Genomic DNA, 25310 nt, shown 5'->3' on the forward strand with positions numbered 1-25310 from the left:
CTAGCGCTCTTTCATCACGTGGCGGGTAATCAGGTATTGCTGGCCAATGGAGACGACGTTATTGGTCAGCCAGTACAGCACCAGGCCCGCCGGGAAGAAGGAGAAAAAGATGGCAAATGCCACGGGCAGGATCGACATGATCTTTTTCTGCACTGGATCCATGGGCGCGGGATTCAGGCGTTGCTGAATCAACATGCTGATGCCCATGAGCAGCGGCAAGATATAGTAGGGATCGGGCACCGCTAGGTCATGAATCCAGAGGATGAATGGCGCCTGTCGCAGTGAGACGCTCTCCACTAGCACCCAATAGAGGGCGATGAAGACGGGCATCTGGATGACGATGGGCAGGCAGCCGGCCATGGGGTTGACCTTTTCCGTGCGATACAGCTCCATCATCTTGGCGCCCATCTTCTGCCGATCGTCGCCACATTCCTTCTTGATCTGTTCCAGTTTTGGCTGCAGCTTGCGCATATTGGCCATGGAACGATAGCTGATGGCAGAGGGGTAGAAGAAGATGATCTTGACCGCGACCACCAGCAGGATGATGGCGAGGCCCCAGTTATCAGCCCAGGAATGGAACCAGTTCAGGACCCCGTGCATGGGTTCGGCAACAATGGAGAACCAGCCGTAGTCGACGGTTTGCTCCAGACCGCGCCCAAGAGACGCGAGTTCGTTCTGCTGCTTGGGCCCCAGGAACAGCTGCTGGCGCAGGGTGTAGCTCTGTCCGGGCTGCAGTGTGGGCAAGGGCTGCTGCACCCCAGCGACATAGTTGCTGCCCGCGGGACGCGCATAGAGCTGCACCGTTGCATGGGGCTCGGGAAGCACCGCCTGCAGGAAGTAGTGGTCGGTCATGCCGGCCCAACCAGGACCGCCGTGCTCTTCCGGATGATCGCGGATATCGGAGAAGCCCTTTTCGCTCAATTCCCCGCTGTGCATCAGCAAGGTGCCGGTGAAGATCGACATGAACCAGTGGCTTTGGGTGCGATCATTGCGCAGAATCTGATCGAAATAGCTGCCTTTCCAGGGCGCCTTGCCAGTATTGGTAACCCGGATATCTTCCTTGACCAGATACGTATGCGGCTCGAAGGAAAAGGTTTTCTCGATCTTCAGGGGCCCGGCCTGGCCGCTCAGGGTAATTGGCCCACCGTCGCTAACGCTGGTCGGCGCCGTGAAGTCGGTGCGTAGGGTCTGGCCACTGGCGTCGATGAAGCCGCTCTGTTGCGCCGTCAGCCGTGCCGCACTGCTATCGAGAATGGGGTAGGGAGCTTTGTTGTCTACGGCAACCGGATACTTGCGCAGCCCGAGATTTTGGATGTCCCCGCCCTGTAAATAGATCTTGCCAGTATAGAGCGCCGTCTGAAACGCAACGCTGGGCCCTTCCCCTACCGCTGTACTCGTTGCCACCGGAACGGCACTGGGGGCAACTGGTGAGCTGCTCACGCTGCTCGAATGGGTACTCGCCACAGCCGGCTGGGTAGGCACCGATTGCGTTACCGCCGTTGGCGTTTTTTTGGGTGCCGGCTTCGGATGTGGTGCCAGCCACTCGAAAAGGATCAGGACGACGACTGAGAGGACAACAGCAATGATGGTACGTTGGTTATCCATGGGGCTCCGTAGACTCAGGGGACGGGGTCGTACCCCCCCGGGTGAAAAGGATGGCAGCGGGCAATGCGTTTGATCCCCATCCAGGCACCGCGCAGCACCCCATAGCGTTCAATGGCCTCACAGGTGTAATGCGAGCAGGTTGGATGGTAGCGGCAATTCTGCCCGAGAAAGGGACTCAAGACGAGCTGGTAGCCGTGAACCAGAAGGATGACCGTCCGTCGCAGCACGCGCATCAGCGCAGCACGCTGTTCAGGCGCCGGCAGAGCGAGGCGTAGTCAGCGTCCCGCGCCGCTGGTCTGGCGACGATCATCAGATCGTGCGGCAGAGCCCGCCCGGCACTCAAGCGAAAGGCCTCGCGCAAGCGCCGCTTGAGTCGGTTTCGGTACACCGCTTTACCGACCTTGCGGCTGACGGCAAGCCCGAGACGGGCGTGGCCCAGCTCGTTGTCCAGGCTATACAACACCAGCTCGGGAAAACTGCGTTTCTTGCCCTCGCGCAAGGCCCGCCGAATTTCGGCTTTGTTGCGCAGGCGATCGTTACGAGTAAAAGACTGACCGCTCATGCCTCAGGGGCAGAGCTTGTACCGGCCCTTCGCGCGCCGCCGCTTGAGCACCAGGCGGCCAGACTTGGTCGCCATGCGGGCGCGAAAACCGTGGGTGCGCTTGCGATGCACGACGCTAGGCTGAAAAGTGCGCTTCATGATGATCTACCCCAAAATTTCGTAAGGGCACAGAAGATAAGGAGAAGGCCTTATAAAGTCAAGGCGCATTCCATCTTCCAACTGCTGCTGACCGGCCCGATGTCAGGGCGAATGATGCCAACGCTCGATGGCCAGGAGCAGCTCTTCGTCGAAGCGCTCCGGCGCTGCGCGACGAATCCAGTCTTTTGCCTGCTGTATGCGTTTGGCTAGGGTGAAGGTGGTATAGAGTTGCTGAAAGAGCGGATCTTCGGCCAGATAACAATGAATCTGCTCCTCCTGCCGGCGGAGCTTCCAGAGTTTGCTCGTGCCCTCTGTCCGGCAGTAGAGCGTCTTGCCATCCACCTGCACCACTTCGGCGGCTTCGATGGCCTCCACTGTGTCGCTGTAGGGCTGGTGGCGGAGACGAAAGAAACGATCTCCCGGTTCCGCATTCCGCATGTCCAGGAAACGATATTGTGCATCGCCACAAGTCTTCAGCATGATCTACCCGAGCACCGTGGGGCTGGCAAAGAGCCACCAGAGTACGACCAAAGTTGCCGCGCTGGCCAGCGTGATTGCGCCACTGATCAACAGGAGCTTGAGCAAGGCTCGCGCCTCGGCATAGGAAGATTCGTTCGCCATCGTTCTAGTTGGAGTGCGTTTTCGTCCTAGAGTTTCCGGGAGTTGCCGTTTTGGCACCGCTACATGGGTATAGAACGATTTCGTCTTAGCGCCCCTTTCCCGCCTTCTTCTGGACGACTTTGCTGTTCTGCTGGGCGCGCAGGTAGTCTTCGTAGCTCCCCTTGAAATCCTCTATCCCCTGCGCCGTAAATTCAATGATCCGGGTGGCGAGGGAAGAGACGAATTCACGATCGTGGCTGACAAACAGGAGAGTGCCGTCAAATTTTTCCAAAGCCGTGTTCAACGACTCGATGGATTCCATGTCCAAGTGGTTGGTCGGCTCGTCGAGGATCAGGACATTAGGCCGTTGCAGCGTCAGTTTGCCAAATAGCATGCGCCCCTTTTCTCCACCGGAGAGCACCTGTACGGGGCGCCCCACCTGATCCTGCCCAAAAAGGAGCCGCCCCAATATCCCGCGCACTGTTTGATCGTCGTCCTTTTCGCCACGCCATTGGCTCATCCAGTCAAAAAGGCTGAGATCTTGTGCAAATTCGGCTGCATAATCTTGCGGGAAATAGCCGATCTGGGCGTTTTCCGCCCATTTGATGACCCCCGCATCCAGCGCGATTTCGCCAAGCAGGCAGCGCAAGAGAGTGGTTTTCCCTAAGCCGTTCGCGCCAATGATGGCCACCCGCTCCCCAGCTTCGATGTGCAGGCGGAGCTTGTGAAAGAGCTGCAATTCGCCGAAGGACTTGCCGAGATCCTTGCCATCCAGGGCGTGACGATACAGTCTGCGCTCTTGCTGAAAAACCAGATAGGGGTTCTGACGGCTGGATGGCTTCACCTCTTCCAACTGGATCTTTTCCAGTTGTCGGGCGCGTGAGGTCGCCTGCTTGGCTTTGGAGGCATTGGCCGAAAAGCGGCTGACAAAACCTTGCAACTCCGCCATCTTTTCCCGCTTTTTATCATTCTCTGCCAATAATTGCTCGCGCACCAGTGTCGATGCACGCATGTATTCATCATAATTGCCGGGATAGATGCGCAGCTCGCCATAATCCAGATCGGCCATATGTGTGCAGACGCTATTGAGAAAGTGACGATCATGAGAAATGATGATGATGGTGCTGTTGATCGTGCCTAGCAGTTCTTCCAACCACTGAATGGTATGGATATCGAGGTTGTTGGTCGGCTCGTCGAGGAGCAGGATATCCGGGTCGGCAAACAGGGCTTGCGCCAGGAGCACGCGCAATTTCCAGCCCGGGGCGACAGCAGACATCAAGCCCCCATGTTGCTCCAGAGGGATACCGACACCGGTCAGCAATTCTCCAGCTCGCGCCTCAGCGGAGTAGCCGTCGAGCTCAGCATACTCCCCTTCGATCTGGGCGATAGCCATGCCTTCTTCGGTACTCAATTCACTCAGGGCATAGAGACGATCGCGCTCCTGCTTGATCCGCCAGAATTCCGCATGTCCCATCATGACCGTGTCCAGCACGGTGTATTCCTCGAAGGCAAACTGATCCTGACGCAGCTTGCCCAGCCGCTCGCCACTGCTGAGACTGACGTTGCCCGAGCTGGGCTCGAGGTCGCCGCCGAGAATCTTCATTAAAGTGGTCTTGCCGCTGCCATTGGCGCCGATCAGGCCGTAGCGATTCCCCTCCCCAAATTCGACGGTCACGTTCTCGAACAGGGGCTTGGCACCAAATTGCATGGTCAGTTGATGGGTACTCAGCACGGCAAACTCCGAAGCGATCAGGGAAGACGACGGCGGCGATGATAGCACCGAATGCGGTTCATGGAGGGAACGGCTACCGGATGATTGTATGGTACCTACGGGCGGTAGTTTGTGGTTCTAGATTCGCATGAGGTAGCTGACGCGTTCCAGCACCGCCATGATGATGTGGATTCTGTTCAGTAGGCCAACAAAAAACCCGGACCGCAGTCCGGGTTCAAGCATGTTCTTCAAATAACAGGCGCGTCGGTCTTAGGAGAAGCGCCCGGACAGGCCAACCTCAATGAACCTCGGCATCCCAGGGTAGGCTTCGGCATAAGGTGCGCCGACTCCAGCAAAAGCATACTCCTTGTAGGCCTGGTAGTAGTGGAGGTAGTAGCGATTATCCAACAGGTTGTCCACGTTCAGGCTGACAGTAAGGGATGACAGACCATCCTCGTGCACTGGGACCTTATAGCTTGCCTGCAAATTGGTCAGGAAGTAGGGATCCAGGCGAACTCCAGGGTTCGGCGTTGTCGCGTCCTGCAGTAAGGGGTTGGCCTCGGTGGGCGGCAAGTCATAGGTGGTGACCTGCGGACCGGTGTAGCTTTCACTGAGTGAGGCCCGGAAGTTGTGGTGATGGTAGGTCAAGCGTGCGCCCGCCAACCAATTGGGTATGGATGCCAAAGGGTCCCCGGCGAACACGTAGCCATACTGGCCCTCGAAGGGGGTTACGTTAGCCGAGAAGCTGTTCATGTAGTTGGCACTGGTGTAGGACAAGTGGCCAGACACCGTCCAGGTCGGATCAATCTCATACTTACCGGAGAATTCCAAGCCCTTCATCTGTTCTTCACCAACGTTGGCATATTCCGCCAACCCGGTCAGGTAATTAATGTAGAAAGAAAACATGCCATGCATGTTTTGCCAGTAGCCGTCAAAATTCAGGTAGAGATGTTTCCCGACATAGCGGATGCCGGCCTCATAAGCGTTGACGGTTTCTGGTCCCGGGGCGAGGGTCGTACTGCCCGAGGGGCCGAGAATGTAATCCGCTATGGGTGCGAAGCGAGCGCCTTTGCCGTAACTGGCGTACGCTATCAGATCATCCGGCAGATCGTAGGACAAGCCCAGATACGGCAGGATTTCCTTATCATAGTTGGACAGCGTGTAGGCATTGGGTGGCGAGCCATACAGGTTGGCGGCTACATAGTTGCTGCTGCTGACGCCAGTAATGGTCACCCCTGGTTCTATATGCAGGTGGTTGTCGATCAGGTTGATTTTGTCCGACACATAACCGCTATAAACCGTACGCTGTGCCTTGTCCGCGGGGTCACCGTAAGAGTTATAGCCGTAGACTTCAGGCATATTCAAACTGCCATAAAAGTAGGAACCACCGCCTGGTCCTGCGGTCTCCTGAGCGATCAAGCCACCAATGGTAATATCATTGTGTGGCAGAAAGATGTTGATCTTCGGCGCAATGCCAATGGTGTGGGACCCGCCTTTGTTGATCTGTGCTGCCTCACCCGCATGATAACTACCAAAAACTGCGACAGGATCATAGGTATGTGGGATGACACCGGGACCCCCAGCGGTGGGCGCCAATGGGCCATAGCCGGAATAGGGGTTATTAAAATTCACCTGATATGGATAGCTCGGTAATATATAGCTGGGCTGCAAATACCCTGCCAGGTAGGAATGCTTCTGAATGTAGAAGGCCTTGGCGCCAATGACAAGATGACTGTTGATATAGGTTGAGTCACCCAAGATGGCGGTTAAGTACTGATTTTTTTGCAGCGTGCTGGCCTCGGAGAGGGGGTAATTGTAGAAAATCCCGTACTTATCCAGCTCAGCAACGGCATTGGGGGCACTGATCAAGTAACCTCGGGCGCGGTTATAAATGACAGTTGCCGTTACTTTGGACAGGCCATAATCATAGGGCTTCACAGCGCTAAAGAGAAAGTCGGTGTAGCGAGCCGGAGTATTTTGGATGTAACCATCCGTCTGGGTTTGGCTCAGGCGCGCATAGATCTTCAAGCCGCCGGTTCCGGGGATATTGCCACTGTTGACATCGGCTCCGTAGGTATCGGTGGAGAAAGAGCCGATCTTGGAGAACAGATTGGCATAGAATTTGGAGGTGGGGGTAATCGTCGTGTAGTCGACGGTGCCACCCACCGTAGCAAAACCGCCGCGGTCTGGTGGTGCCACGCCAGGATAGACGTGAATGCCCTCAATCTGTCCGGTGCTCACCAAGGTCCCCACGTTATAATTCAAGAAGGCACCTTGCCCACCAGAGAGCAGGCTGGTCATGGGAATGCCATCCAGGGTCTGCGCCAACTGACTCATACGTACACCGCGTACGGTCAGAACAGGCGTTCCCGGGCCAATGTTCTGCTGGTACTCATTGACCGACGGCGTCTGCTTTAAGAGGCTATAGACGCTCTCCGCACCGCTGGAGTGCTTGATTACGTCCGGACCAATGACCGACATGGCCGAAGCGATATTTTTCTCTCCGATCAGAAGCTTCTGATACTTCTTTTTGATCTCTTTCAGTTTGACTACCTTCCCCGAGTCTTGACTGGTATCTGTTGTGGCATGGGCGGCGAGAGGGGCGATCATGACAGCAAAAGCGGCCAAGACGGCGGCGTTGACTGCGCGCCGGGTAGCGTTTGAGACGCGGTGAGGGGGTGTTCGTAGAGGTTGTTGCATAGCTGCCTCCTATTGGGCGCCAGTGGGTATGTTGTAACAGCACGGCGGTCAAGGAGCACAAATCGTGCCCGGCATTATGGGCCGGTCGGTGGTTTATTTGCACGGGAAGAGTGCGCCTGTCGCACCATTAGAGTACAACAGGGTGTCAGAATTGTGCAACAAATTGTGTAGGGTGCAGATGGCCTAGTGGAAGCAACTTAACTAGCCTAGCCGAACGCCGTGTTGTTTGGCAGGGATTTCTTGGTATCACACGGGTTTCTGCCAGAATTCTGCCGTATCTTGATCCCCTTGCAGTTGGTACGGGCCGAAGCCAAAGCTTCTATAGAGACTCATTGCTTGGCTGTTTCTGGTCAGCACTTCCAGGGTCAATTTGCAACACCCTAGGCCGATGGCCAGCCGTTCAGTGGCCGATAACAGGCCCTTGGCGATGCCCTGACGCCGGTAGCTGGGATCGACGTACAGGTCATGGATGTTCAAGACGGGCCGATTTTGGAAGGTCGAGAAGCTTTCGATGGTGATACACAGTCCTGCGGCCTCGGTATCCAGGCTGGCCAGCAGGATCCGTATCCAGGGGCGACTATAGACGCTCTCCAGCAGCGCGTGTCCGTCCGGCAGGGCGGCGCCAGGGCCCATGGCCATCTCATCGCGGCCGTAACGCGCAAATAGATTCAAAAAGCGTTCAGCGATCTGCGGCTCTTCTCGAGTCAGGGTATGTATTTTCAGCATGGGATCTTCCTTGGTTGTTCGCTTGACGTCAGGTTGCAGGCGCTAGGAGCTGGGTGTGGCGATGACCTGTGCATCACTCCCTAAGGCTAAGTACTCTGTAACCTCGGGTGAGCACAACAGGTTTTGTCCTTGCGCCTCGCCTTGGCAGAGGCACGCACGAAAATGCTCGCCTCTGCCATGGGCAATCAGAAATCGGGGGGCAGCGTCGTTCTGTAGCTTATTATACAGGGTGTAGGGCTTGGCTTCGCGCACCGCCTTGAGGGCTGGCAATTTGCCGATCAGGCTAGGCCCCCCGTCAAGCACATCTACATGGGTGCTGCGCACAAAGCCTTCCTCAAGGAGTAGATGCATTGCCCCACGGGCATCTGCTGCGGCATTGCCTAGCTGGGAGATGAGTTCGGGATCCAGCGCTTGCCGGGGGATATCTGCCAGGGGCAGGTAGTGGTGAATGAAATGCGCCTCGTCTTCGCCCCGGATTTGATCCATTTGGCAGAAGTCGTGGGGATAAAAGTGGGCGCTGACCTTGGTCCAGAACGCTGGCTGGTCTCCACCGTGGCGGGTGGGTCCGCGCAGGTCGGCGTAAAGGATTTGCATTTCTGGCCAATGCAGGGCCAAGTACAGGAGTCGAGCGCGGGACAACAAGGGTGCAAGACCCCGGCGGCGCCATTCTGGATGCAGGAATAGGGAGCCTAGACGGATCTCTCCGAGTGGCTGGCGGTCCAGGCGCAAGGTACCGTCCGGTTGCTGGAGATAATGGGCGCTGGCTGTGAGCGTCCGCTGAAAGCCACTGATTCCGATCAGGCGGTCGTCAGCATCATCGAATAGACCTAGTAAGACCCGCTGGCCCATGGCAATTTGCTGGGGCGTTCCGACAGTGTGGTGCAAGGTACCTTCAAGTTTTTTTGCCAAGTGTGCTGGTGATTTGGGCAGACTGGTAAACCCCGGGGGAAAATGTTCTGCCAACCAGATCAATTGGCCCAGGTCTGACGGAGAAATGGGACGTAGGTAGGGCAAGACAGGACTCCTAGGTGCGCTGGAAGTCGTATAAGCAGGGCAGCTGAAGGATCTGTGTCAGTTCATCCAAAGCCGTACAGATTTCGGTATACAGTGCCGGATCTGCCAAGTCCGCAGCGTCCAATTGCTCTCGATAATGGCGTTCGATCCAGTTGCGCAGGGCTTGGTGGAGCGCGGGGGTAAAAAGGATGCCTTGGTGGGTGGTCGCCAATTCCTCGGCGCTCAGGGGAACCCTGAGACGTAGGCAGGCCGGTCCGCCGCCATTGCGCATGGACTGGTGGAGGTCTACAGGGATGATCTGGTCAATGGGGATTGTGGGATCGTCCTGCAGCTCTTGCACATAGGCCCGAGTGAGTGGCTCTTCGACACAGTCGCTCGGGACGATCATCTTCAGGGCCGCATCTGCGGCTGGCGCAATCAGCTGACTGTTGAATAGATAGCTCTGGATGGCCGTGTCCAAGGGTAAGCGGGTACTGCTGACCGAAACCACACAAAGGGGAGACCCTTGCCCCTCGAATCGCTCCTTGATGCGCTCCCATACTTCAGGTGCCTCGATAAAGGCCTGCTGGTGATGCAGGCAAAAGTGCCCTTCGCTGGTGGCCACTACGTCATTGTGGAAGGCCCCTGCGGCGATCGCCTCGGGTCGCTGTTGCAGGAATATGGTGTGCTCTGGATCTAAGCCGTGTTGGCGAGCAATGGCTTGGCTTGCCTTCAGCGACTGGCGTGCTGGAAAACCACCGTGATGGGCAGAGCCCGCAGCGTCGCCATAGACAAATATCGAAAAGCCCGGCAGTCCGTGCATGCCCTGTAATGAGCAATGGTTGGCCGCCCCTTCATCGGCGTACTCGGGGGTGGCGGGAAGGGCAGGGTGATGAATGAAATGGGAGCTCGGAAAAATGCGCTGCAGCACGCGGCTGGTGAAGGGGGTCTCCAGGGCACGGTGAAAGTGAGTGCTGAGGTTGGCCGGGGTAATATGTACACGACCGTCCTGGCACAGGGCCGAGGAAGAGACGGTAGCGGCGTTGGCCGTCCACATGGCGGAGGCTGAGCTGACCTGGCGCAAGAGCTGCGGCGCGGTGCGCGCGCACGCAGCCAACACATGCTCAGGTGTGCCGGAAAATCCCAGTTGGCGGAGGACGTCCAGGCGAGGCGTTTGATGGGGCGGCAACACCCCTTGCAGGCCTCCCAGATCATGGACCAGTGCCATTTTTTCGAGGCCCTGCAGTGCGGCCGCCCGAGGATTCGAGCGTCGCCCACCATGCCGGGTACTGGCTAGGTTGCCCTGGCTGAGCCCCGCATAGTGGTGACTGAGACCAACGATGCCATCCAGATTCAGGATGCGGCAAGCGACATGAGGCACAGGGATGGCGGCCTTCAGCTTGTCTTGGTAGCGATACCTATTTGCGTCACACCCGCTTTCTGGCAGGTGTCCATCACATGCACAAACTTTTGGAAGGGTACGCCCTTGTCGGCGGCGATGGTCACCTGGGTATGGCCCACGTCGCCATCCGCCGCGAGAAAGGATTCCAACTGAGCGGGTGACATTTCCTTACCCTTTACCGTCACGTTACCGTCTTTCTGGATGTTGATGACGAAGTGTGGATGGGGCAGGGTTTTTGCCGTGCTCGAGGTAGGCAGATGCAGCTTGAGGCCCTTATCGGTGATCATTTGCAACGTGATCATGATAAAGAACACTAACAGAAACAGCATCACGTCGATCATGGGGATTATTTCGACGCGGCCTTTTTTGCGTGGTCTGCGGTGCGGCAGCATAGTCGTCTCCTAGCGGAATACGGAATGTTCAGCTCTTGTTGGGGGCGCTATCCAAACGGTTAATGAGCAGGATCTTGATCGATTCCAACTGCTGTATCGTCTTGTCGATGGCGTTGTTGAAGGCGTTGAAGGTAATCAGGCCAACCATGGCGATGAACAGACCAGATGCGGTGGCGATCAGGGCATCGGCGACGCCACCCGTGACCTGGGTGGGGGCATGGCCCGGTGCCGCCAGAATCGAGAAGGCGTGGAACATGCCCAGGATGGTTCCAAACAATCCCAGGAGCGGGGCCAGGGTTACCGTGGTATCCAAGATCCACAACCGTTTATCCAAGAACGGCGTAGTCATGAAGATGGCTTCGTCGAGTCGGTTGTCAAAAGCCTCTCCCCGGGCGCTACCATAATGGTGCACCAGATCCATGTGTCGGTATGCCGCAGCGATGATTTGCTCCTCCGGCTGACCCTGCGCCTCCTTCATGAGGTCTTCGAGGGTGTTGCTGTCCAGCTTGGCGATTTGCGAAAGCTTGAGGATGATGCTGCGCCCCTTGCGCAGTGCCGAGCGCATGAACCACGCACGATCAAAGATGACCGCAAGCTCGACGAGGAAGAGGATGGCCAGCAAATACAACACACCATCGGAGTAGTTGGCTAGGTGCACAATATACTGAAAGGACATGAAGAAAGACTCCTCTGGTTAATGGGTATTATGCAGAATCAGGAGATGTCGATAGGGACGGTAAAAGTCAGAGTATGGGGAGGCATGTGGCTCGTGAAAGCCGGAAAGGTGCTGTTCTCCACGGCTCGGAGTGCTGCCTTGCGGATCAGCGGGTTACCCGATCCCCCCACGATATGGACGTTCTCTGCCTTGCCTCCCTGGGGGGACAACTGGAAACTCACCATCACCCTACCGGTGTAGTGCATCCGCTTGATCAAGCCACCAATATGCACGTTCTGCTTGACGAGGCTGCGTGCACTGCTGCCGTACGCCCTCACCCCGCTGTAAGCGGGCGCTGGCGAGGGAGGTACCTTGACCGGCGGCGGTGTCACTGGCGGGGGCGGTGTCGGTGCGGGAGGCGTTGGCTTTTGCAAGACCGGCTTGGGCGGTGCGGGGGGCACCGGTGGCCTTACTGGCAACGGCGCGGGTCGGTGTACGACCGGAACCGGCGGCGTAGGCTTGGGAGGCGTAGGCTTGGGTTTCACAACCGGCTTGGGCGGCGGAGGCGGTGGTAGGTGCACCATCTGCACACTGATCACCTTGGGCTTGGGCGTTGGCGTTACGTGATGCTCCGAGAAGAACACCAGGCCCGCGACCAAGGCTATCTCTACCCCCAGGGCAGCGATGAGCGCGAAGCGAAAGGATCGATTGTTGTTTGCCTGCTGTGTCCATTGCAAGGCGGTCTCCGTGTTCTCCGGAGATGCGTCATTACCCACTAAGCACCTCTATCAAATAGTTTTTTGTAGCTCGCCTGTCACTGTACAAGACGACTTCAGCGTTCCGCAGGCGGGATTCTATGTGCATTCTAACACACATTCCAAGCGCAGGAGTAAGCGCCGAATGATTTCTTGACGGCGCGGCTCCCCGGTAAATCGAATGTTGAGGCGCAGGCAGGGGACACCGTTTACTGCGGCAGGGGCTTCTTGAATATCGATACCGGTCATGGAAATCCCCCGATTGGAGAATATCGATGAGACCAGGAACAGGGTGCCAGGCTGGTCTTTGACCAAAAGCGCAATCGTGTGGCTGTCGGGGACGCCCTCTTTCATTTCTGCCATTGACGTAATTTCTCATTGACCGTGTTAGCCGATTGCTGGAGCAGGACATGCTCACCGGAGGTGAGACCGATCTCGTGGACGGTCTCCCAGCCCTTGGTATTGATAAGGACCGGCGCCCCAATAGGGCCGTGGAAGCCTGGGAGCTCGCCGTCCAGCTGAACTTGGGTAGCGACAACGGTGTCCTTTCCGCTGGCGATGGACTTGATCAGGTCGATGGTGGCGTTGGCTGTGGCAATGTCGGTCTTGCTTCCTGAGTACAGGGTCAGAAAGGGGCCAATCACCACCCGCAGGTCTGGTGGCAGGGTATGAAATTGCTCAAAAGCCGCGGCCAAGTCGCCGCGCGCCGCGCTCTCGAGTACCGCCCGCCGAGCCCAACGTACGGCTTCGGGGAAGTCCACACTGCGGTCGCTACTGCGCAGGTGTTGTATGGCCCGGGCCGTTTCCGAGCCAGAAAAGCCCTGGATGGCAACGCTGCTCCACAAAGGCACCAAATGATCCCCATGCTCGCCCAGTACCATGGCACGAACCGCACCGCGTGGCACATTCAGGGAGCGGGCAATTTCTCGGCGAAAGCGCAGACTATCCTGATAGGCGCCCATGCCCATCACGCGGTGGCGATCATAACGTTGCGCAAAAATCGCGACCATGAGTTCAACCGGGTTGCTGACAACGATCACCACCTCGTGACCATGTCCATAACGGGCCAGTGCCTCGGCGTAGGGGAGGGCAATGCCGAGATTGTGACGGGCCAGCTCGTCGCGACTGGGCGGCGGGCTGCCGGGGGTGCTATTCGGGGCGATGGTGGAGCCGGCGGCCATGACGATGATGTCGGCGACCACTTCTTCGGGCGTCAGGGCGATATCGATAATGGGACAGTGTTCGTCGAAGGCGTCCCGGAGGTCTTGGCGGAAGCCGTAGAGTGCCTTGCCACTACTACCTTGCTGGTGTCCCACCAGTTGCAGGCGATCGGTGGGCAGGAGCAGGCGTTCCAGGAGGATCCGTGCGGCCAGGTGTTTACCTGTGCTGCCGTTGGCACCGATGATGGAAATGTCCACGGTCTCAGCCCTTGATCTGGCTCATGCCAAACCCGGTAATAAGGTCAACAGACCCTGACAAATAAAACGGATGGCGATGGCACCCAGAATCAGACCCGCAAGTTTGGTGATGATTTCGATGCCCAGACTCCCCAGAAAGGCCGAAATTCGATGCGACTGTCGCATGGCCCAATAGGCCAGCAGGGTGGCCAAGAGGATGTCGACGATGATCAGGAGGTAACCCCCCAGGCTGTCGGCGTTGTGACCGTAGATAATGACGGTGCTGATGGCACCCGGTCCTGCCAGCAAGGGAATGCCCAACGGCGTCACAGTACTGCTGCGTTGAGGGTTTTTCCCTTCGGCGGATGGTAGGAGGTTATCGGTGACCAGCATTTGTATAGACATGAGCAGCAGCAGGAGCCCGCCGCTGACCTTGAACTCAGCGATACCAATAAAGAAATACTGGAGTATTCTGGCGCCAAACAGGGTACTGGCGATCAGTACCCCGGAAACCGCTATGGCGATTTGGCGGGCGGTGCGTTCTTGCTGTGCGATGCTTTTATCGCTGTTCAGGGCGATAAATAGCGGTACGATGCCAACGGGATCCATCAGCACGACCAAGGTGATGAAAGCCTGGACGCTGATAGCCAGTTCAGTGGATGAAAAGTTCATGGAGTGGACGCCCCCAAGAGATGTTGCGCCACCGAGGTGATCCCAATAGCGACAGCGGATGGCAGTTGGTGGCGCATCCTCGACACTCGCGCGGCAAATGTCAAACTCCAGCCATGGGAGCTGCCCCCTGATGTCTTGAGACGGCAGTCCGTTAGCAGTGTGTGGTGGGGCGTGCATCATGTATCGGGATCAAGCAGGTATCGTGCCGCTGTTAGAATGGCCAAGAGGAGAACTAGCCTAGAGTCCTCGGTATGCTGGCTCTTTGACAGGGTATCCTTGGTGCGCGCGGTTTGGTGCCTGCCCCATGAAAGTGCATAATGCCACGCCATGGTGCAGTAGCGGACGGTTTGCTGCAGGCAGGGTGCGCCGGAACGCCAGTCGTCTCGTGTAGAGTTCCCGGGCTCAGCAGGCGACCCTTTCCTGATCTGGCACGGGTTATGCTCCAGGACCGCCAACTTGGCCTGAGTTGGCCTTTTCGGGCGCTGCCCTGGTGACTCTTCCGTTTTTTGTGCGTTGCTGCGGAGTTGTCCTGTTGTGAGGGGTACTCTGCGCATGTTTTGGAGTAGTATCCGTTGAAAAATTTTTGCCGCGTGATGGGAATGGCTTTGAGTATGCCATTGGGGTTCCTGGGTGTTGCCACAGCTTCTGCGACGCCGATCCCCCATGGAGGGACTATTTACACGGTGCCGGGTGTCGGTATAGCCCCGCCCGCGGCGGTAAACGGCTTCAATCCTCTACTCACCTCGTCGGCCTATGATAGTCAAGTGGAAGGTAATCTTTATGCGGGGTTACTGTGGATCAACCGGCGCTTTGCCATCAATTTCAACGAAAGCATTGCCAAGCAGATCATTGTGGGCCCGCATCACCGCAGCTTTACGGTCTTGTTGCACCATTTCTGGCGTTGGTCCGACGGCCAGCCGGTAACCACTGCGGATATCGCCTATACCTACCATATGATATTGAAGTTAGGACCTTTATACCCTGGCTATGATACCGGTGGAATCCCCAAGGAAATTAAGTCATTTCAAGTATTGAGTCCCTATGCATTTCGGATCGTGACTACTCGGCCGGTCAATCCGCAGTGGTTTGAGCTCAGTGGTCTGAGCCAGTTGACGCCATACCCCAAGCAGGCATGGTCAAAATATAGTGTTCAACAGCTCAACGACAATATGACCAATTTGAAATTTTTCAAGGTGGTGGATGGGCCATTTCAACTGGAGTCTTTTCATCCGGGACGCTATGTCAGCATTGTTCCCAATCCACATTATTCTGGTCCTAATCCGCCCCATGTGGCACGGGTTGTTTTTCGCTTCTTGAATTCCAACGCCGGTGTGTTTTTTGCGCTCAAGCGTGGTGCCATACAATTAGGAAACTTGCCTAACCCGCTGTACCCCGCGCGAAAGCAGTTGACCAATTATCGACTGCATCTGGCAGGGCCGATCTGGGGTTTCAATTATCTCGGCTTCAACTTTGCCAATCCGCATATCGCTTTTATCAGAAATGTCTTGGTTCGCCGCGCCATCATGCACGCGATTGATCAGGACCTAATGATCAAAGTCATTGCGTATGGCCACGGTAGTCGCGCTTATGGTCTGATTCCCACCCACCCCGATACCTTTCTCTCCCCTGAGGCGAAAGCCCTGTTGCGCAAAGGAGAATACGATCCCGCACGGGCAAAGCAACTACTGCGTGAGGCCGGATGGCACCGGGGTCCGGACGGTATTCGCGAAAAAAATGGGCGGAAATTGGAATTCACGCTCTATATGCCACCGCAAATGGTGCGTGGCCCCACACTGCTCACGCAGATGTTGGGCGCAGTGGGGATAGAGGTGCATTTACGGGAAAAGCCCTTCAATGAAGTCTATGCCGAGATGATCGATCCTCACAATACCCATTGGCAGGCGGTATACCTAGGCTGGAGCCAAAGCGCTTTCCCTACGGGGGGGTCCATCTTTCGCTGTGGCGGCGCACAGAACAGCTACCATTACTGCAATGCCGAGATGGATCGCCTACAAGACGCCATACGGGTACACACGGGCCTCAAGGCGCTGTATATATATCAAAACTATTTTACGGAGCAGCAACCCGTTATTGTCCTGCCCGACTGGAATTTGTTCATCATGGCGGCAAAGAACATCCATGGCCTGCAACGTGCCCTACCGCCCTTGGGAGGCTTCAATCCGCAATTCCTGTGGATTGATCCTGAAGCCAAAAAAACGAAGGAATGAGCCTATGATCTGGCGTATGATCTTGCGACGTCTGGGGACCTCAGTATTGTCATTATTTTTGTTGGTCACCATTGTTTTTGCCCTGATTCACGCCACACCCGGCGGACCTGCTTACAGTATTCTGGGTATGCACGCCACACCCCAGGCGGTGGCGGCATTGAACAAGCAAATGGGTTTGGATCATCCGCTCTGGCAACAATACGCCGTGTGGTGGACCCACCTGTTTGAGGGCAATTTGGGATATTCCTTCACTCAACACGCGCCGGTTTCCTCTCTCATGGGCTCGTATCTGGAAAACTCCATTCTGCTCTATGTCCTGGCAACGGTGATTGCCATTTTCTTTTCCATATTCATTGGCATGTTCCAGGGTTATTGGGCGGAGCGCACGCCGGGTCTGATCATTGGTGCTGGTCAGATCATCGTCTACTCCATCCCTGCCTTTTTTATCGGGGTCATGCTGATTCTGTTCTTTGCCATCGATGTGAGCTGGTTCCCGCCCGGCGGTATTGGGGGGGACATGAGCGCAAGTGGGCAAGCGGGCACCTTGAGTTATCTGCGGCACATGGTACTACCTGCTGTCACCATTGCCTTACCTTTAACTGCTGGACTGTCACGTTACTTTGGCCATCAGGCGCGTGCTGAGTACCGGCAGGAATACGTCCGCACTGCTCGCGCTCGCGGAGTGCCGGCGTTACGGCTCGCGGTGCAGCATGTTTTGCGCAATGCCATCCGTCCATTGATCACCGTGATTGGGATGATGATCCCCGGCATTTTTGTGGGCGGTATCCTGACTGAGAGCGTGTTCAATTATCCGGGACTGGGCTGGTTACTGTGGCGCTCGGCCCTGGAACAAGACTATCCCACCTTGACGGCGATCGTGCTGCTGATCGGAGTGCTCACCATCCTGGGTAATCTGGCAGCGGACTTGACCAACAGTATCTTGGATGTGCGGGTGCGCTATGAGTAGTCATCCTACCGATGTGAGCTTGAGCAATAGTTTGGTGGCGCGGCCCATCCCGGGCATGTTTCGGCGTATCTGGGGCGACTCCTTGCGCTATTGGGTGGGCCAGTATAGCCACCCCATGACGTGGATTGGTCTAGGGCTCTTCGCCTTGTTGCTGGCCTTCTCTTGGGTCGGTCCTTGGTTATATCCCGCTGATCCCCTGGCCATACACGTCAATCACCTCTTGGTCGGGCCGTCCTGGGCCTATCCCATGGGAACCGATAACCTGGGGCGCAACCTCATGGCGCGGATGATGTCGGGTGGACGAGCAACCCTGGAGGTGGGCCTGCTGGGATCGGCCATCGCTATGGCGCTGGGAATTCTATTTGGCATGGCGGCGGCCATGAGCCCGCGCTGGCTGGACAAGGTGCTGATGCGCCTGTTGGATGCCATCCTGGCGTTGCCCGGCATTGTCCTGATGATTTTCTTTGCCGCTATTGTACCGCTGAATACCCTGAGCCTGATCCTGGTTTTGGGGGGGCTGTCTTGGCCTGGTTTGGCGCGTATCGTGCGTAATGAGGCGCTGGCCTACAAAGAGCGAGATTATGTCTTGGCGGCCCGGCAATTTGGTGCGAGTACCTTCTACATTGCGCGTACCCATCTGCTGCGTTCCATGCTGCCGATCCTGATCGTCAATGCGACCTTCATGGTGGCCGATCTGATTCTGGCCCTCTCCGGGCTTTCTTTTCTGGGTCTGGGTATCCAACCGCCCCACGCCTCTTGGGGTGGGCTGCTCAATGATGGCCTGCAGCTGGTCATCATTGGGCCATGGTGGTTGATCGTCTTCCCCGGGGTTGCCATTTTCTTGGCCATCGTGGCGATGAATGTGCTGGGCCAGGGATTGTTGGCACGCCTGGAGGGTCGTTGAGATGGAGCAAAATCGATTGTCCGAGCGGGGCATGCGTACCATAGCCCAGGGTCTTGGGGCGCTGCACGTGGAAGATCTGACCGTAACCTTTGGCCGCGGCAAGAAGACGTTTCAGGTCATTGAGTCCCTCAACTTTTCCGTAGCGCCGGGGGAGACCCTGGGTTTGGTGGGGGAGTCGGGATCAGGTAAGTCCATGACCGCGGCAGCACTGTTGGGCTTGCTGCCCTGGGGCGGGCGGATCTCTCGCGGGTCCGTGCGCTTAGGGGATCAGGAGTTGACCCATCTATCTGCCAGGGCAATGCGGGAACTGCGCGGGCGGGAGGTGGGCATGATCTTCCAGAACCCTCTGTCGTCCCTCAATCCGAGCATGACCGTGGCGCAGCAGATTGCCGAGCCGTATCGCCTGTATCTCGGGGCGGATGCCCGGGCAGGACGTGCTCGTGCCTTGGAACTCTTGCAGGAGGTGGGGGTGCCCGATGCCGAACGCCGATTGGATGACTATCCCCATCAGTTTTCAGGGGGGATGCGGCAGCGGGTGATGATTGCCATGGCCCTAGCGTGCAAGCCAAAGCTCCTGATTGCCGATGAGCCGACGACCGCCCTGGATGTCATCATTCAGGCGCAGATTTTGAAGTTGATTCGGCGCTTGCAGCGGGAGCACGGGATGGCCGTGATCTTCATCACCCATGATTTGTCTTTGGTCGCCGAATATGCGGATCAAGTCATGGTGCTGTATGCCGGCCGCACGGTGGAGCGTGGCCGCACCCCGGAGTTCTTTGCCAATCCTCGGCATCCCTACAGCCGCGCCTTGCTGAACTCCATCCCGAGACTCGCCAACGGCGATGCGCGTTTGAGCGATATCGACGGCCTGCCGCCCCGTCCTCAGGCCTTTCCTACCGGTTGTCGCTTTGCACCTCGCTGTACGTTACGGACGGAGGATTGTGAGCTCCGCTACCCCCCGGCCAGCGGCGAAGGCCACCAGTTCTTCTGTGTGCACCCCGTGGGAGGTGCCGCATGAGCGCTTGGCTGGAGGTGGAACATCTCGACGTGCGCTTTCCTCTGGGTGAAGGGGGGCTACTGCGAGAGAGTCAGGGCTATGTCCATGCACTCAGTGATGTGAGTCTGCACCTCGATCAAGGGGAAACCATTGGTTTGATTGGGGAATCCGGTTCGGGTAAAAGTACCCTGGGGCGCGCCATCCTCCATCTGGTGCGTCCCACGGCGGGGGCTGTGCACTTTGAGGGAGAGAATCTGACGGCGTTGAGCGAGGCGGCGATTCGTCCCTTTCGACTGCAGATGCAGATGGTATTTCAGGACCCCTATGATTCCATGAATCCGCGGATGACGGTGGGTCAGATCATCATGGAGCCGCTGAACCTGCAGCACATTGGTACGGCGCGTGGTCGTCGCAAGAAGGCCGAGGATCTACTGGAGCGTATGGGGCTGGATCGTCGGGCAATGAATCGCTACCCGGTACAGTATTCCGGCGGGCAGCGGCAGCGGATTGCCATTGCCCGTGCCTTGAGCACGGAGCCACGTCTTTTGGTGTTGGATGAGCCGACGTCGGGGCTCGATGTCTCGATGCAGGCGCGCATTCTGAATTTGCTGAAAGATTTGCAAAGTGAGATGGGTCTGGGCTACGTCTTTATCAGTCACGATCTGGGAGCCGTATCCTATCTGGCCCAGCGTATTGCGGTGATGTATCTCGGGCGGATCGTGGAGTTGGCACCCACCCGAGTGCTTACGCAGCAACCCGCCCATCCCTATACGGTGTCTTTGATGGATGCCTTGCCGCCCATGGTTCGGCAAAACGACCAGGAACGCCTGCCACCGCCGAGTGGCGAGCCCCCGTCGCCAGTGCATCCCCCGGCGGGATGTGCCTTTCATACGCGTTGCCCACACGTGGCCGCGCGCTGTAAGGAACTGCGCCCCCCCTTACAGGAACTGAGCGGTGGGCATTACGTTGCCTGTCATTTTCCATTGGGGGGCGTGGGGACGGCGATTTGATCCCGCGCACTACTGGAGTCTCATCATGAATATTGTGGAACGTCCGTCTTTGGTCGCGCTTGCCGAGCGTGTTCTTGGCGAGCTGGGGGGCTTGGCCTGGTGGTCCCTGCTTTTGGAGGAGCGCGAAACCCTGCTGCTGCAGGTAGAGCGTGGTGTCGGCCTGGCCCCGTTTCGGTCGCGCGGCCGCAGTGCCCTGATTGGGGTCATGGCTCAGGGGAATGTGGCCTACGCCTCTGTTACGGATTTTTCCGAGTCAGCCATTCGTCAGGCGGTGGAGGCCGCAGTGCAGCGCGCCCAGTCTGCCGCGTCCGTGGCCTTGTACCATGCGCAGGACTGGCCAATGGCGACGGAATCTGGCGATTGGCACTCGGCTTTTGCGCAAGGCACACCTCTATCCGTACAGGATGGCCTGCACCAGCTGCATGCGTTGGATACCGCGATGGCCCAGTCGCCCCAGGTGGTGGATAGATACGCCGGGCTGGAAACTCGGGCCATCGATAGGCTCTTCTGGCACGCTGCGGGCGCACGGCAACGACAATACACGCACCTCTGCCTTCCGCGCTTGCGGGTTACGGTCAGTGACGGTCACGAGGTGCAAAGCCGTAGCTTCAGCCCGTTGGGCCAGGGGATTGCCAGCGCGGAGCTGCTCCAGCAACTCGGTTTTATTACGGAGACAGCGCAACGCTTGACGGTGGAGGCGCGGGAGCTGGTGGCCGCGCCCAATTGCCCCAGCGGCCCTTGGGATCTGATCCTGTCGCCAGGACAAATGGCGTTACAGATTCATGAGAGCATTGGGCACCCGCTGGAATTGGACCGGATTCTTGGTGATGAGCGCAATTATGCGGGCTGGAGTTTTTTGCAATTGGCGGACTTTGGCACTTTGCGCTATGGGAGTCCCTTACTGAATGTGGTCTTCGATCCTGCTGAGACGGGAGAGCTGGCAGCCTATGGCTTTGATGATGAGGGTAGCAAGGCGGAGCGCCACTATCTGATTCGGGACGGGGTCTTGCAGCGGCCCCTGGGCGGAGCTCGCTCGGCGGCACGCGCCAATATGCCAGCACTGGCTTGTGCGCGGGTTTGCGATCCCTTGCGGCCGCCCATCGATCGTATGGCCAATATCAATCTGGAACCCGGCAATCAGAGCTTTGCTGAGATCATCGCCAGCACGGAACGCGGGATTTGGATGGACGAGAACCGATCTTGGTCCATCGATCAGCAGCGCGACAAGTTCCAGTTTGGTTGTGAGTGGGGGCGACTGGTGGAACAGGGAGAGATCAAAGGCTGGGTGAAAAATCCGAATTATCGCGGCCGCACCCTGGCGTTCTGGCAGGCCTTGGATGCCGTCGGCGATCGGTCCACCTACGCCGTGTCGGGCTCCCCCTACTGTGGCAAGGGGGAGTTGAACCAGTCCATTACTGTGGGGCACGCCTCGCCCATCTGCCGCTTTCACGGCATTGAAGTCTTTGGGGGTGCGGCATGATGACGGAAGTGGAGGGCTGGGTCGCGAGGCTTCCAGATCAACTGGCCCAGTTGGCAGGAATAGACGAGCTGTTATTTGCCGGGGTCTACGCCGAACGCACGGATTACGCGCGGATCAGTAAGTCCCGAGTGAATCAGAGCGGTATGGTGGACCAGCGGGACCTGTCCTTGACCTTGATCCAGGGGCAACGTCAGACCCGCATGGATATCACGGCGGCATGGCCGTCGATGGCCGAGTTGTCGCAATGGGTCGCCCAGTTACGCGATGACTTGAGGCAGGTTCCTGAGGACCCCTGGCTCAACCCCAGCCAAGAAGCGCGGCAGGCCCGGGGTGGAGACTACGGTTCGTCGGTGGATTTTAATGCCATGGTTGCGGCCTTGTGTGAAGCGGGGGCCTCCCAGGACTTGGTGGGGATCGTGACCGGTGGTCCGCAGTATTACGCCGTGTGCAGTAGCATCGGCCATCGTCTGGAGTTTTTAGGCGGCGGCAGCATGGTGGATCTCAGCAGCTTTGACCCAGATAACAATGCCAGCAAGGCACTACTAGCCAACCCGACGCCAGCCCAGTTGCATGCCCTGCCCAGGCAGATGCACAAGCAATTGCAAGCCCTGCAGCTTCCGGTCCAGACCTTGCGGCCCGATGCCTACCGCGCGTGGCTGGCCCCCGAGGCGTTGGCGGAGTTGTGGGGTGTCTTGAGCTGGCAGGGCTTTACGGTGGAAATGCTGCGGAGTGGTATGAGTCCTCTGCGTCTCTTGTATAGCGGGGAGCGTCAGCTCCATGCAGACGTCTCTCTCTGGGAAGATCGTGCGGGCCTGGGACTGCCCACCTTCACCCACGATGGCCATCCGTTGCCGGGGGCCATTCCCCTGATCCAAAACGGCAAGGCGCATGATGGCTTGGCGGACTCCCGTGCCGCCAAGGAATTTGGCGTCGCCATCAACGGCTCGGGGTATGCCGCCGCTCTGTCCATGGGTCCGGGAACGTTGCCCGACGGCGATGTGCTCGAGGCGATCGGCACGGGCCTGTATTTGGGCCATCTCTGGTATGCCAACGTGTCCGATCCCGCCAGTTGTCGGGTGACGGCCATGACCCGTTATGATTGCTTTTGGGTCGAAGGCGGTCGAATTGTTGGACCGGTTGCCCCGTCGCGCATTGATTCCAGCCTCTTTCAACTGCTGGGTGAGGATTTGCTGGCCTTGGGTCAGGATTTGCATCGGCTCCCCGAACGTCATACCTATGGTCAACGCGCCTGGGGCGGGATGCGCCTGCCTGGGGCCTTGACGCGTGTCCAGGTGACTTTGTGACGCGACGTTTTCTGGGGAGGGTATCGATACCGGGTTTGCGACGCACCGCCCTCGCGGCCTGCATGATGGCAGTTCCCCTACTTGCCCAGGCCGATTCTGGTAGCCTGACTACGGTCACCAGTGTGGGCCTGTCGCCACCGGCGAACGTGAATTCCCTGATGCCGATCGTCAACAACGATTCTTCCGCAAACAGCCAGATCATTGCCCTGATGTTCCCGCCGTTATTGCACGTGGGGGTCGACCTCAAAATCAATTGGCAGCGCTCCTTTGCTCAAGACATCGTGGTGAGCCCGGATCGGCGCCGATTTGTTATCCATCTGAAGCCTTGGCGCTGGTCCGATGGGCGGCCTGTGACTGGCAAGGATGTCTTGGCGTCGTTGAAGATGATTCGGGCCTTTGGAGCACGCTACCCCAATAGCGGGATGGGAGGGATGCCAGAGATTATTCAGCAGGCTACGGCGCCCAACCCCCAGACGGTTGTGCTGACCTTGCGGCGGGCCGTCAACCCGACTTGGTTTGAATTGAATGGCCTGTCACAACTGGTGCCGGTGCCGGCTTGGTCGTGGGGACGTTATTCCATTGATCAACTGTATCGCCTACAGAATCAGGTCAGCATGGTGCAGGTGGTGGATGGACCCTATCGTCTGCTGCGCTTCGACCCGGGCCGGAGCCTCAGCTTCGTCCGCAATGCCGCCTACTCCGGTCCTCCGGCGCCACTGCAACACCTGACCTTTGTGATGTATAGCTCGGCTTCCAGTGCCTTCTGGGGATTGAAGAGCGGCGACTTGCAGGCAGGCATGATCCCCCATTATCTCTTTGCGGCGCGGGGGTTGGTCAGCAATTTACAAAGCTGCGTCAGTAATGGAGGCTATGGGTTTAATTACGTCACTCTGAATCTGCATAATCCGCGGGTCTCATTTTTGGCCAGCACGCCGGTACGGCAAGCCATGGCACTGGCCATTAACCAGGAACAAATTATCCGGGTGGCGTTTCATGGTTTGGCGGTACCCAGTTTCAACCCCGTGCCTTCGGATCCAGATACCTATCTTTCTCCGGCCATGCAGCAACTGGTTCGTCATCCCCAGCGGGCGTATGATCCAGCGCGCGCCAATGCCTTACTGGCGGCCAATGGCTGGCACCGCGGCGCCGATGGTATTCGCCAACGAAACGGGCAACGCCTGGTTTTGAGCATGATCGTTCCCGACATGAGCGAGACCCTTATCTACACCGGCGAGCTTTTGAAGGCCGACTGGCAGCGCGTGGGTATCGATCTCCATCTCCATGTCGTTCCGTTCAATCTGGAGCTGGCCAAGTTGCATCCCGGTGGAAAATGGGAGGCCGCGATGATCGTCTGGTCCTATAACCCCGACTATTATCCCAGCGGCGACGGTCTCTTTGATACCGGGGGTGGCTCCAACTATGGAGGGTATTCCAGCCAGCGGATGGATGCCTTGATTCGTGCCAGTTCTACCGACTCGGGAAACCAAGCGCTTTATGCCTATGAACAGTATGCCTACGAGCAACAGCCAGTGATTTTTCTACCCTATCCACAGTATCTGGTGAAATACGCCCCGGGTTTATCCTTGGCAAAGCTCTCTCAGGCCCTGTATTCCGTGCGTTGCCAGCCACAGCAGGCGGTGGCTCCATGATCTATTCCCCGGACGTGCGTATCTTGGCGGTGGATTTTCAGCCCTGGGCGAAAATCTTGGCAGATATTCGTATGGAGGTCTTTGTGGCCGAGCAGGGAGTACCCGAGGCCTTGGAAATGGACGACCGAGATGGGGCGTGTCGCCATTTCTTGGCCACGGTGGGAGAGGCCTTTGTGGGTACCGTGCGCTTGGATGTTGCGCAGGAAGGAAAGATCGGCCGTTTGGCGGTACGCAGGGAATGGCGTCAGCAGGGTATCGGTAGCCAACTCATGATGGCGGCGCAAGAAACCGCCAAGGGGTTGGGGCTGTCCCGGGTCTGGTGCCATGCCCAAACCCAGGCGCTGCCCTTTTATTGGCGCCTGGGATACCAGGCCGAAGGGGAAGAATTTGTCGAGGCAGGTATTTCCCATTACCACCTATCCCTGCAGTTGTCCTAGTGCCAGAAGATGCCAGCACGCACCCC

At 57.7% G+C, this 25310-nt stretch carries 26 protein-coding genes; 9 read left to right on the forward strand and 17 right to left on the reverse strand.

From position 1 onward, the window contains the following. From yidC to M5D89_RS02530, 17 genes are all read right to left on the reverse strand, one after another. Positions 1-1605 (reverse strand): membrane protein insertase YidC, encoded by a 1605-nt coding sequence (yidC, locus tag M5D89_RS02450; protein ID WP_248884156.1) that lies wholly within the window; start codon positions 1603-1605, stop codon positions 1-3. A 14-nt stretch (positions 1606-1619) separates the two neighbouring features. Beyond that, on the reverse strand, positions 1620-1838 hold the full coding sequence (gene yidD, locus M5D89_RS02455) for a membrane protein insertion efficiency factor YidD (RefSeq protein WP_248884157.1): 219 nt from the start codon (positions 1836-1838) through the stop codon (positions 1620-1622). Then, on the reverse strand, positions 1838-2167 hold the full coding sequence (gene rnpA, locus M5D89_RS02460; RefSeq protein WP_248884158.1) for a ribonuclease P protein component: 330 nt from the start codon (positions 2165-2167) through the stop codon (positions 1838-1840). Before rnpA ends, yidD begins: the two co-directional genes overlap by 1 nt. Before the next feature lie 3 nt (positions 2168-2170). Next, a complete protein-coding gene (rpmH, locus tag M5D89_RS02465; RefSeq protein WP_215872187.1) occupies positions 2171-2305 on the reverse strand; it encodes a 50S ribosomal protein L34 in 135 nt (44 codons plus the stop codon). 102 nt (positions 2306-2407) lie between these two features. Further along, positions 2408-2785 (reverse strand): hypothetical protein, encoded by a 378-nt coding sequence (locus M5D89_RS02470; RefSeq protein ID WP_248884159.1) that lies wholly within the window; start codon positions 2783-2785, stop codon positions 2408-2410. A gap of 3 nt (positions 2786-2788) precedes the next feature. Beyond that, the gene (locus M5D89_RS02475) at positions 2789-2926 is read right to left on the reverse strand and encodes a hypothetical protein (protein ID WP_248884160.1); all 138 of its coding nucleotides are present in this window, start codon (positions 2924-2926) and stop codon (positions 2789-2791) included. An 85-nt stretch (positions 2927-3011) separates the two neighbouring features. After that, positions 3012-4637, reverse strand: coding sequence for an ABC-F family ATPase (locus M5D89_RS02480; protein ID WP_248884161.1), 1626 nt, complete (start codon positions 4635-4637; stop codon positions 3012-3014). Between the two features lie 249 nt (positions 4638-4886). Further along, positions 4887-7316 carry a TonB-dependent receptor gene (locus M5D89_RS02485; protein ID WP_248884163.1) on the reverse strand — a complete coding sequence of 810 codons (2430 nt, stop codon included), beginning with the start codon at positions 7314-7316 and terminating at the stop codon, positions 4887-4889. Positions 7317-7562: 246 nt separating this feature from the next. Beyond that, positions 7563-8042 (reverse strand): GNAT family N-acetyltransferase, encoded by a 480-nt coding sequence (locus M5D89_RS02490; protein WP_248884165.1) that lies wholly within the window; start codon positions 8040-8042, stop codon positions 7563-7565. Between the two features lie 42 nt (positions 8043-8084). Next, entirely contained in the window at positions 8085-9056 is a 972-nt protein-coding gene (locus M5D89_RS02495) for an arginine N-succinyltransferase (protein WP_248884166.1), read from the reverse strand. A 10-nt stretch (positions 9057-9066) separates the two neighbouring features. Then, positions 9067-10416, reverse strand: a complete 1350-nt coding sequence (locus M5D89_RS02500) for an N-succinylarginine dihydrolase (protein WP_248884168.1) — start codon at positions 10414-10416, stop codon at positions 9067-9069. Positions 10417-10430: 14 nt separating this feature from the next. Next, positions 10431-10829, reverse strand: coding sequence for an ExbD/TolR family protein (locus tag M5D89_RS02505; RefSeq protein WP_248884170.1), 399 nt, complete (start codon positions 10827-10829; stop codon positions 10431-10433). A gap of 28 nt (positions 10830-10857) precedes the next feature. Further along, positions 10858-11505 (reverse strand): MotA/TolQ/ExbB proton channel family protein, encoded by a 648-nt coding sequence (locus tag M5D89_RS02510; protein ID WP_248884172.1) that lies wholly within the window; start codon positions 11503-11505, stop codon positions 10858-10860. A gap of 38 nt (positions 11506-11543) precedes the next feature. After that, positions 11544-12221 (reverse strand): energy transducer TonB, encoded by a 678-nt coding sequence (locus M5D89_RS02515; RefSeq protein ID WP_248884173.1) that lies wholly within the window; start codon positions 12219-12221, stop codon positions 11544-11546. A 117-nt stretch (positions 12222-12338) separates the two neighbouring features. After that, positions 12339-12602 (reverse strand): ACT domain-containing protein, encoded by a 264-nt coding sequence (locus tag M5D89_RS02520; protein ID WP_248884174.1) that lies wholly within the window; start codon positions 12600-12602, stop codon positions 12339-12341. After that, positions 12590-13657, reverse strand: coding sequence for a malate dehydrogenase (locus M5D89_RS02525; RefSeq protein WP_248884175.1), 1068 nt, complete (start codon positions 13655-13657; stop codon positions 12590-12592). The genes M5D89_RS02520 and M5D89_RS02525 overlap by 13 nt, the downstream gene beginning before the upstream one ends. 21 nt (positions 13658-13678) lie before the next feature. Then, complete coding sequence (locus M5D89_RS02530) at positions 13679-14308, reverse strand: MarC family protein (RefSeq protein ID WP_248884176.1); 630 nt, start codon at positions 14306-14308, stop codon at positions 13679-13681. Positions 14309-14880: 572 nt separating this feature from the next. Between M5D89_RS02530 and M5D89_RS02535 the strand changes: the two genes are divergently transcribed. The 9 genes from M5D89_RS02535 to M5D89_RS02575 are packed head-to-tail and all read left to right on the forward strand — an operon-like array spanning position 14881 to position 25284. Continuing rightward, positions 14881-16536 (forward strand): peptide ABC transporter substrate-binding protein, encoded by a 1656-nt coding sequence (locus M5D89_RS02535; protein ID WP_248884177.1) that lies wholly within the window; start codon positions 14881-14883, stop codon positions 16534-16536. Positions 16537-16540: 4 nt separating this feature from the next. Next, complete coding sequence (locus M5D89_RS02540; RefSeq protein ID WP_248884178.1) at positions 16541-17503, forward strand: ABC transporter permease; 963 nt, start codon at positions 16541-16543, stop codon at positions 17501-17503. Beyond that, complete coding sequence (locus M5D89_RS02545) at positions 17496-18407, forward strand: ABC transporter permease (RefSeq protein WP_248884179.1); 912 nt, start codon at positions 17496-17498, stop codon at positions 18405-18407. The genes M5D89_RS02540 and M5D89_RS02545 overlap by 8 nt, the downstream gene beginning before the upstream one ends. Position 18408: 1 nt before the next feature. Further along, positions 18409-19425 carry an ABC transporter ATP-binding protein gene (locus M5D89_RS02550; protein WP_248884180.1) on the forward strand — a complete coding sequence of 339 codons (1017 nt, stop codon included), beginning with the start codon at positions 18409-18411 and terminating at the stop codon, positions 19423-19425. Beyond that, complete coding sequence (locus M5D89_RS02555; RefSeq protein WP_248884181.1) at positions 19422-20414, forward strand: ABC transporter ATP-binding protein; 993 nt, start codon at positions 19422-19424, stop codon at positions 20412-20414. The genes M5D89_RS02550 and M5D89_RS02555 overlap by 4 nt, the downstream gene beginning before the upstream one ends. Before the next feature lie 25 nt (positions 20415-20439). Next, the gene (locus M5D89_RS02560) at positions 20440-21894 is read left to right on the forward strand and encodes a TldD/PmbA family protein (RefSeq protein WP_248884183.1); all 1455 of its coding nucleotides are present in this window, start codon (positions 20440-20442) and stop codon (positions 21892-21894) included. Next, complete coding sequence (locus tag M5D89_RS02565; protein WP_248884184.1) at positions 21891-23198, forward strand: metallopeptidase TldD-related protein; 1308 nt, start codon at positions 21891-21893, stop codon at positions 23196-23198. The genes M5D89_RS02560 and M5D89_RS02565 overlap by 4 nt, the downstream gene beginning before the upstream one ends. Continuing rightward, a complete protein-coding gene (locus tag M5D89_RS02570; RefSeq protein ID WP_248884186.1) occupies positions 23195-24847 on the forward strand; it encodes a peptide ABC transporter substrate-binding protein in 1653 nt (550 codons plus the stop codon). Before M5D89_RS02565 ends, M5D89_RS02570 begins: the two co-directional genes overlap by 4 nt. Further along, positions 24844-25284, forward strand: a complete 441-nt coding sequence (locus M5D89_RS02575) for a GNAT family N-acetyltransferase (RefSeq protein WP_248884187.1) — start codon at positions 24844-24846, stop codon at positions 25282-25284. The genes M5D89_RS02570 and M5D89_RS02575 overlap by 4 nt, the downstream gene beginning before the upstream one ends. Positions 25285-25310: the final 26 nt, after the last annotated feature.

It is taken from the genome of Acidithiobacillus acidisediminis (assembly GCF_023277115.1).
GTDB lineage: Bacteria > Pseudomonadota > Gammaproteobacteria > Acidithiobacillales > Acidithiobacillaceae > Igneacidithiobacillus > Igneacidithiobacillus acidisediminis.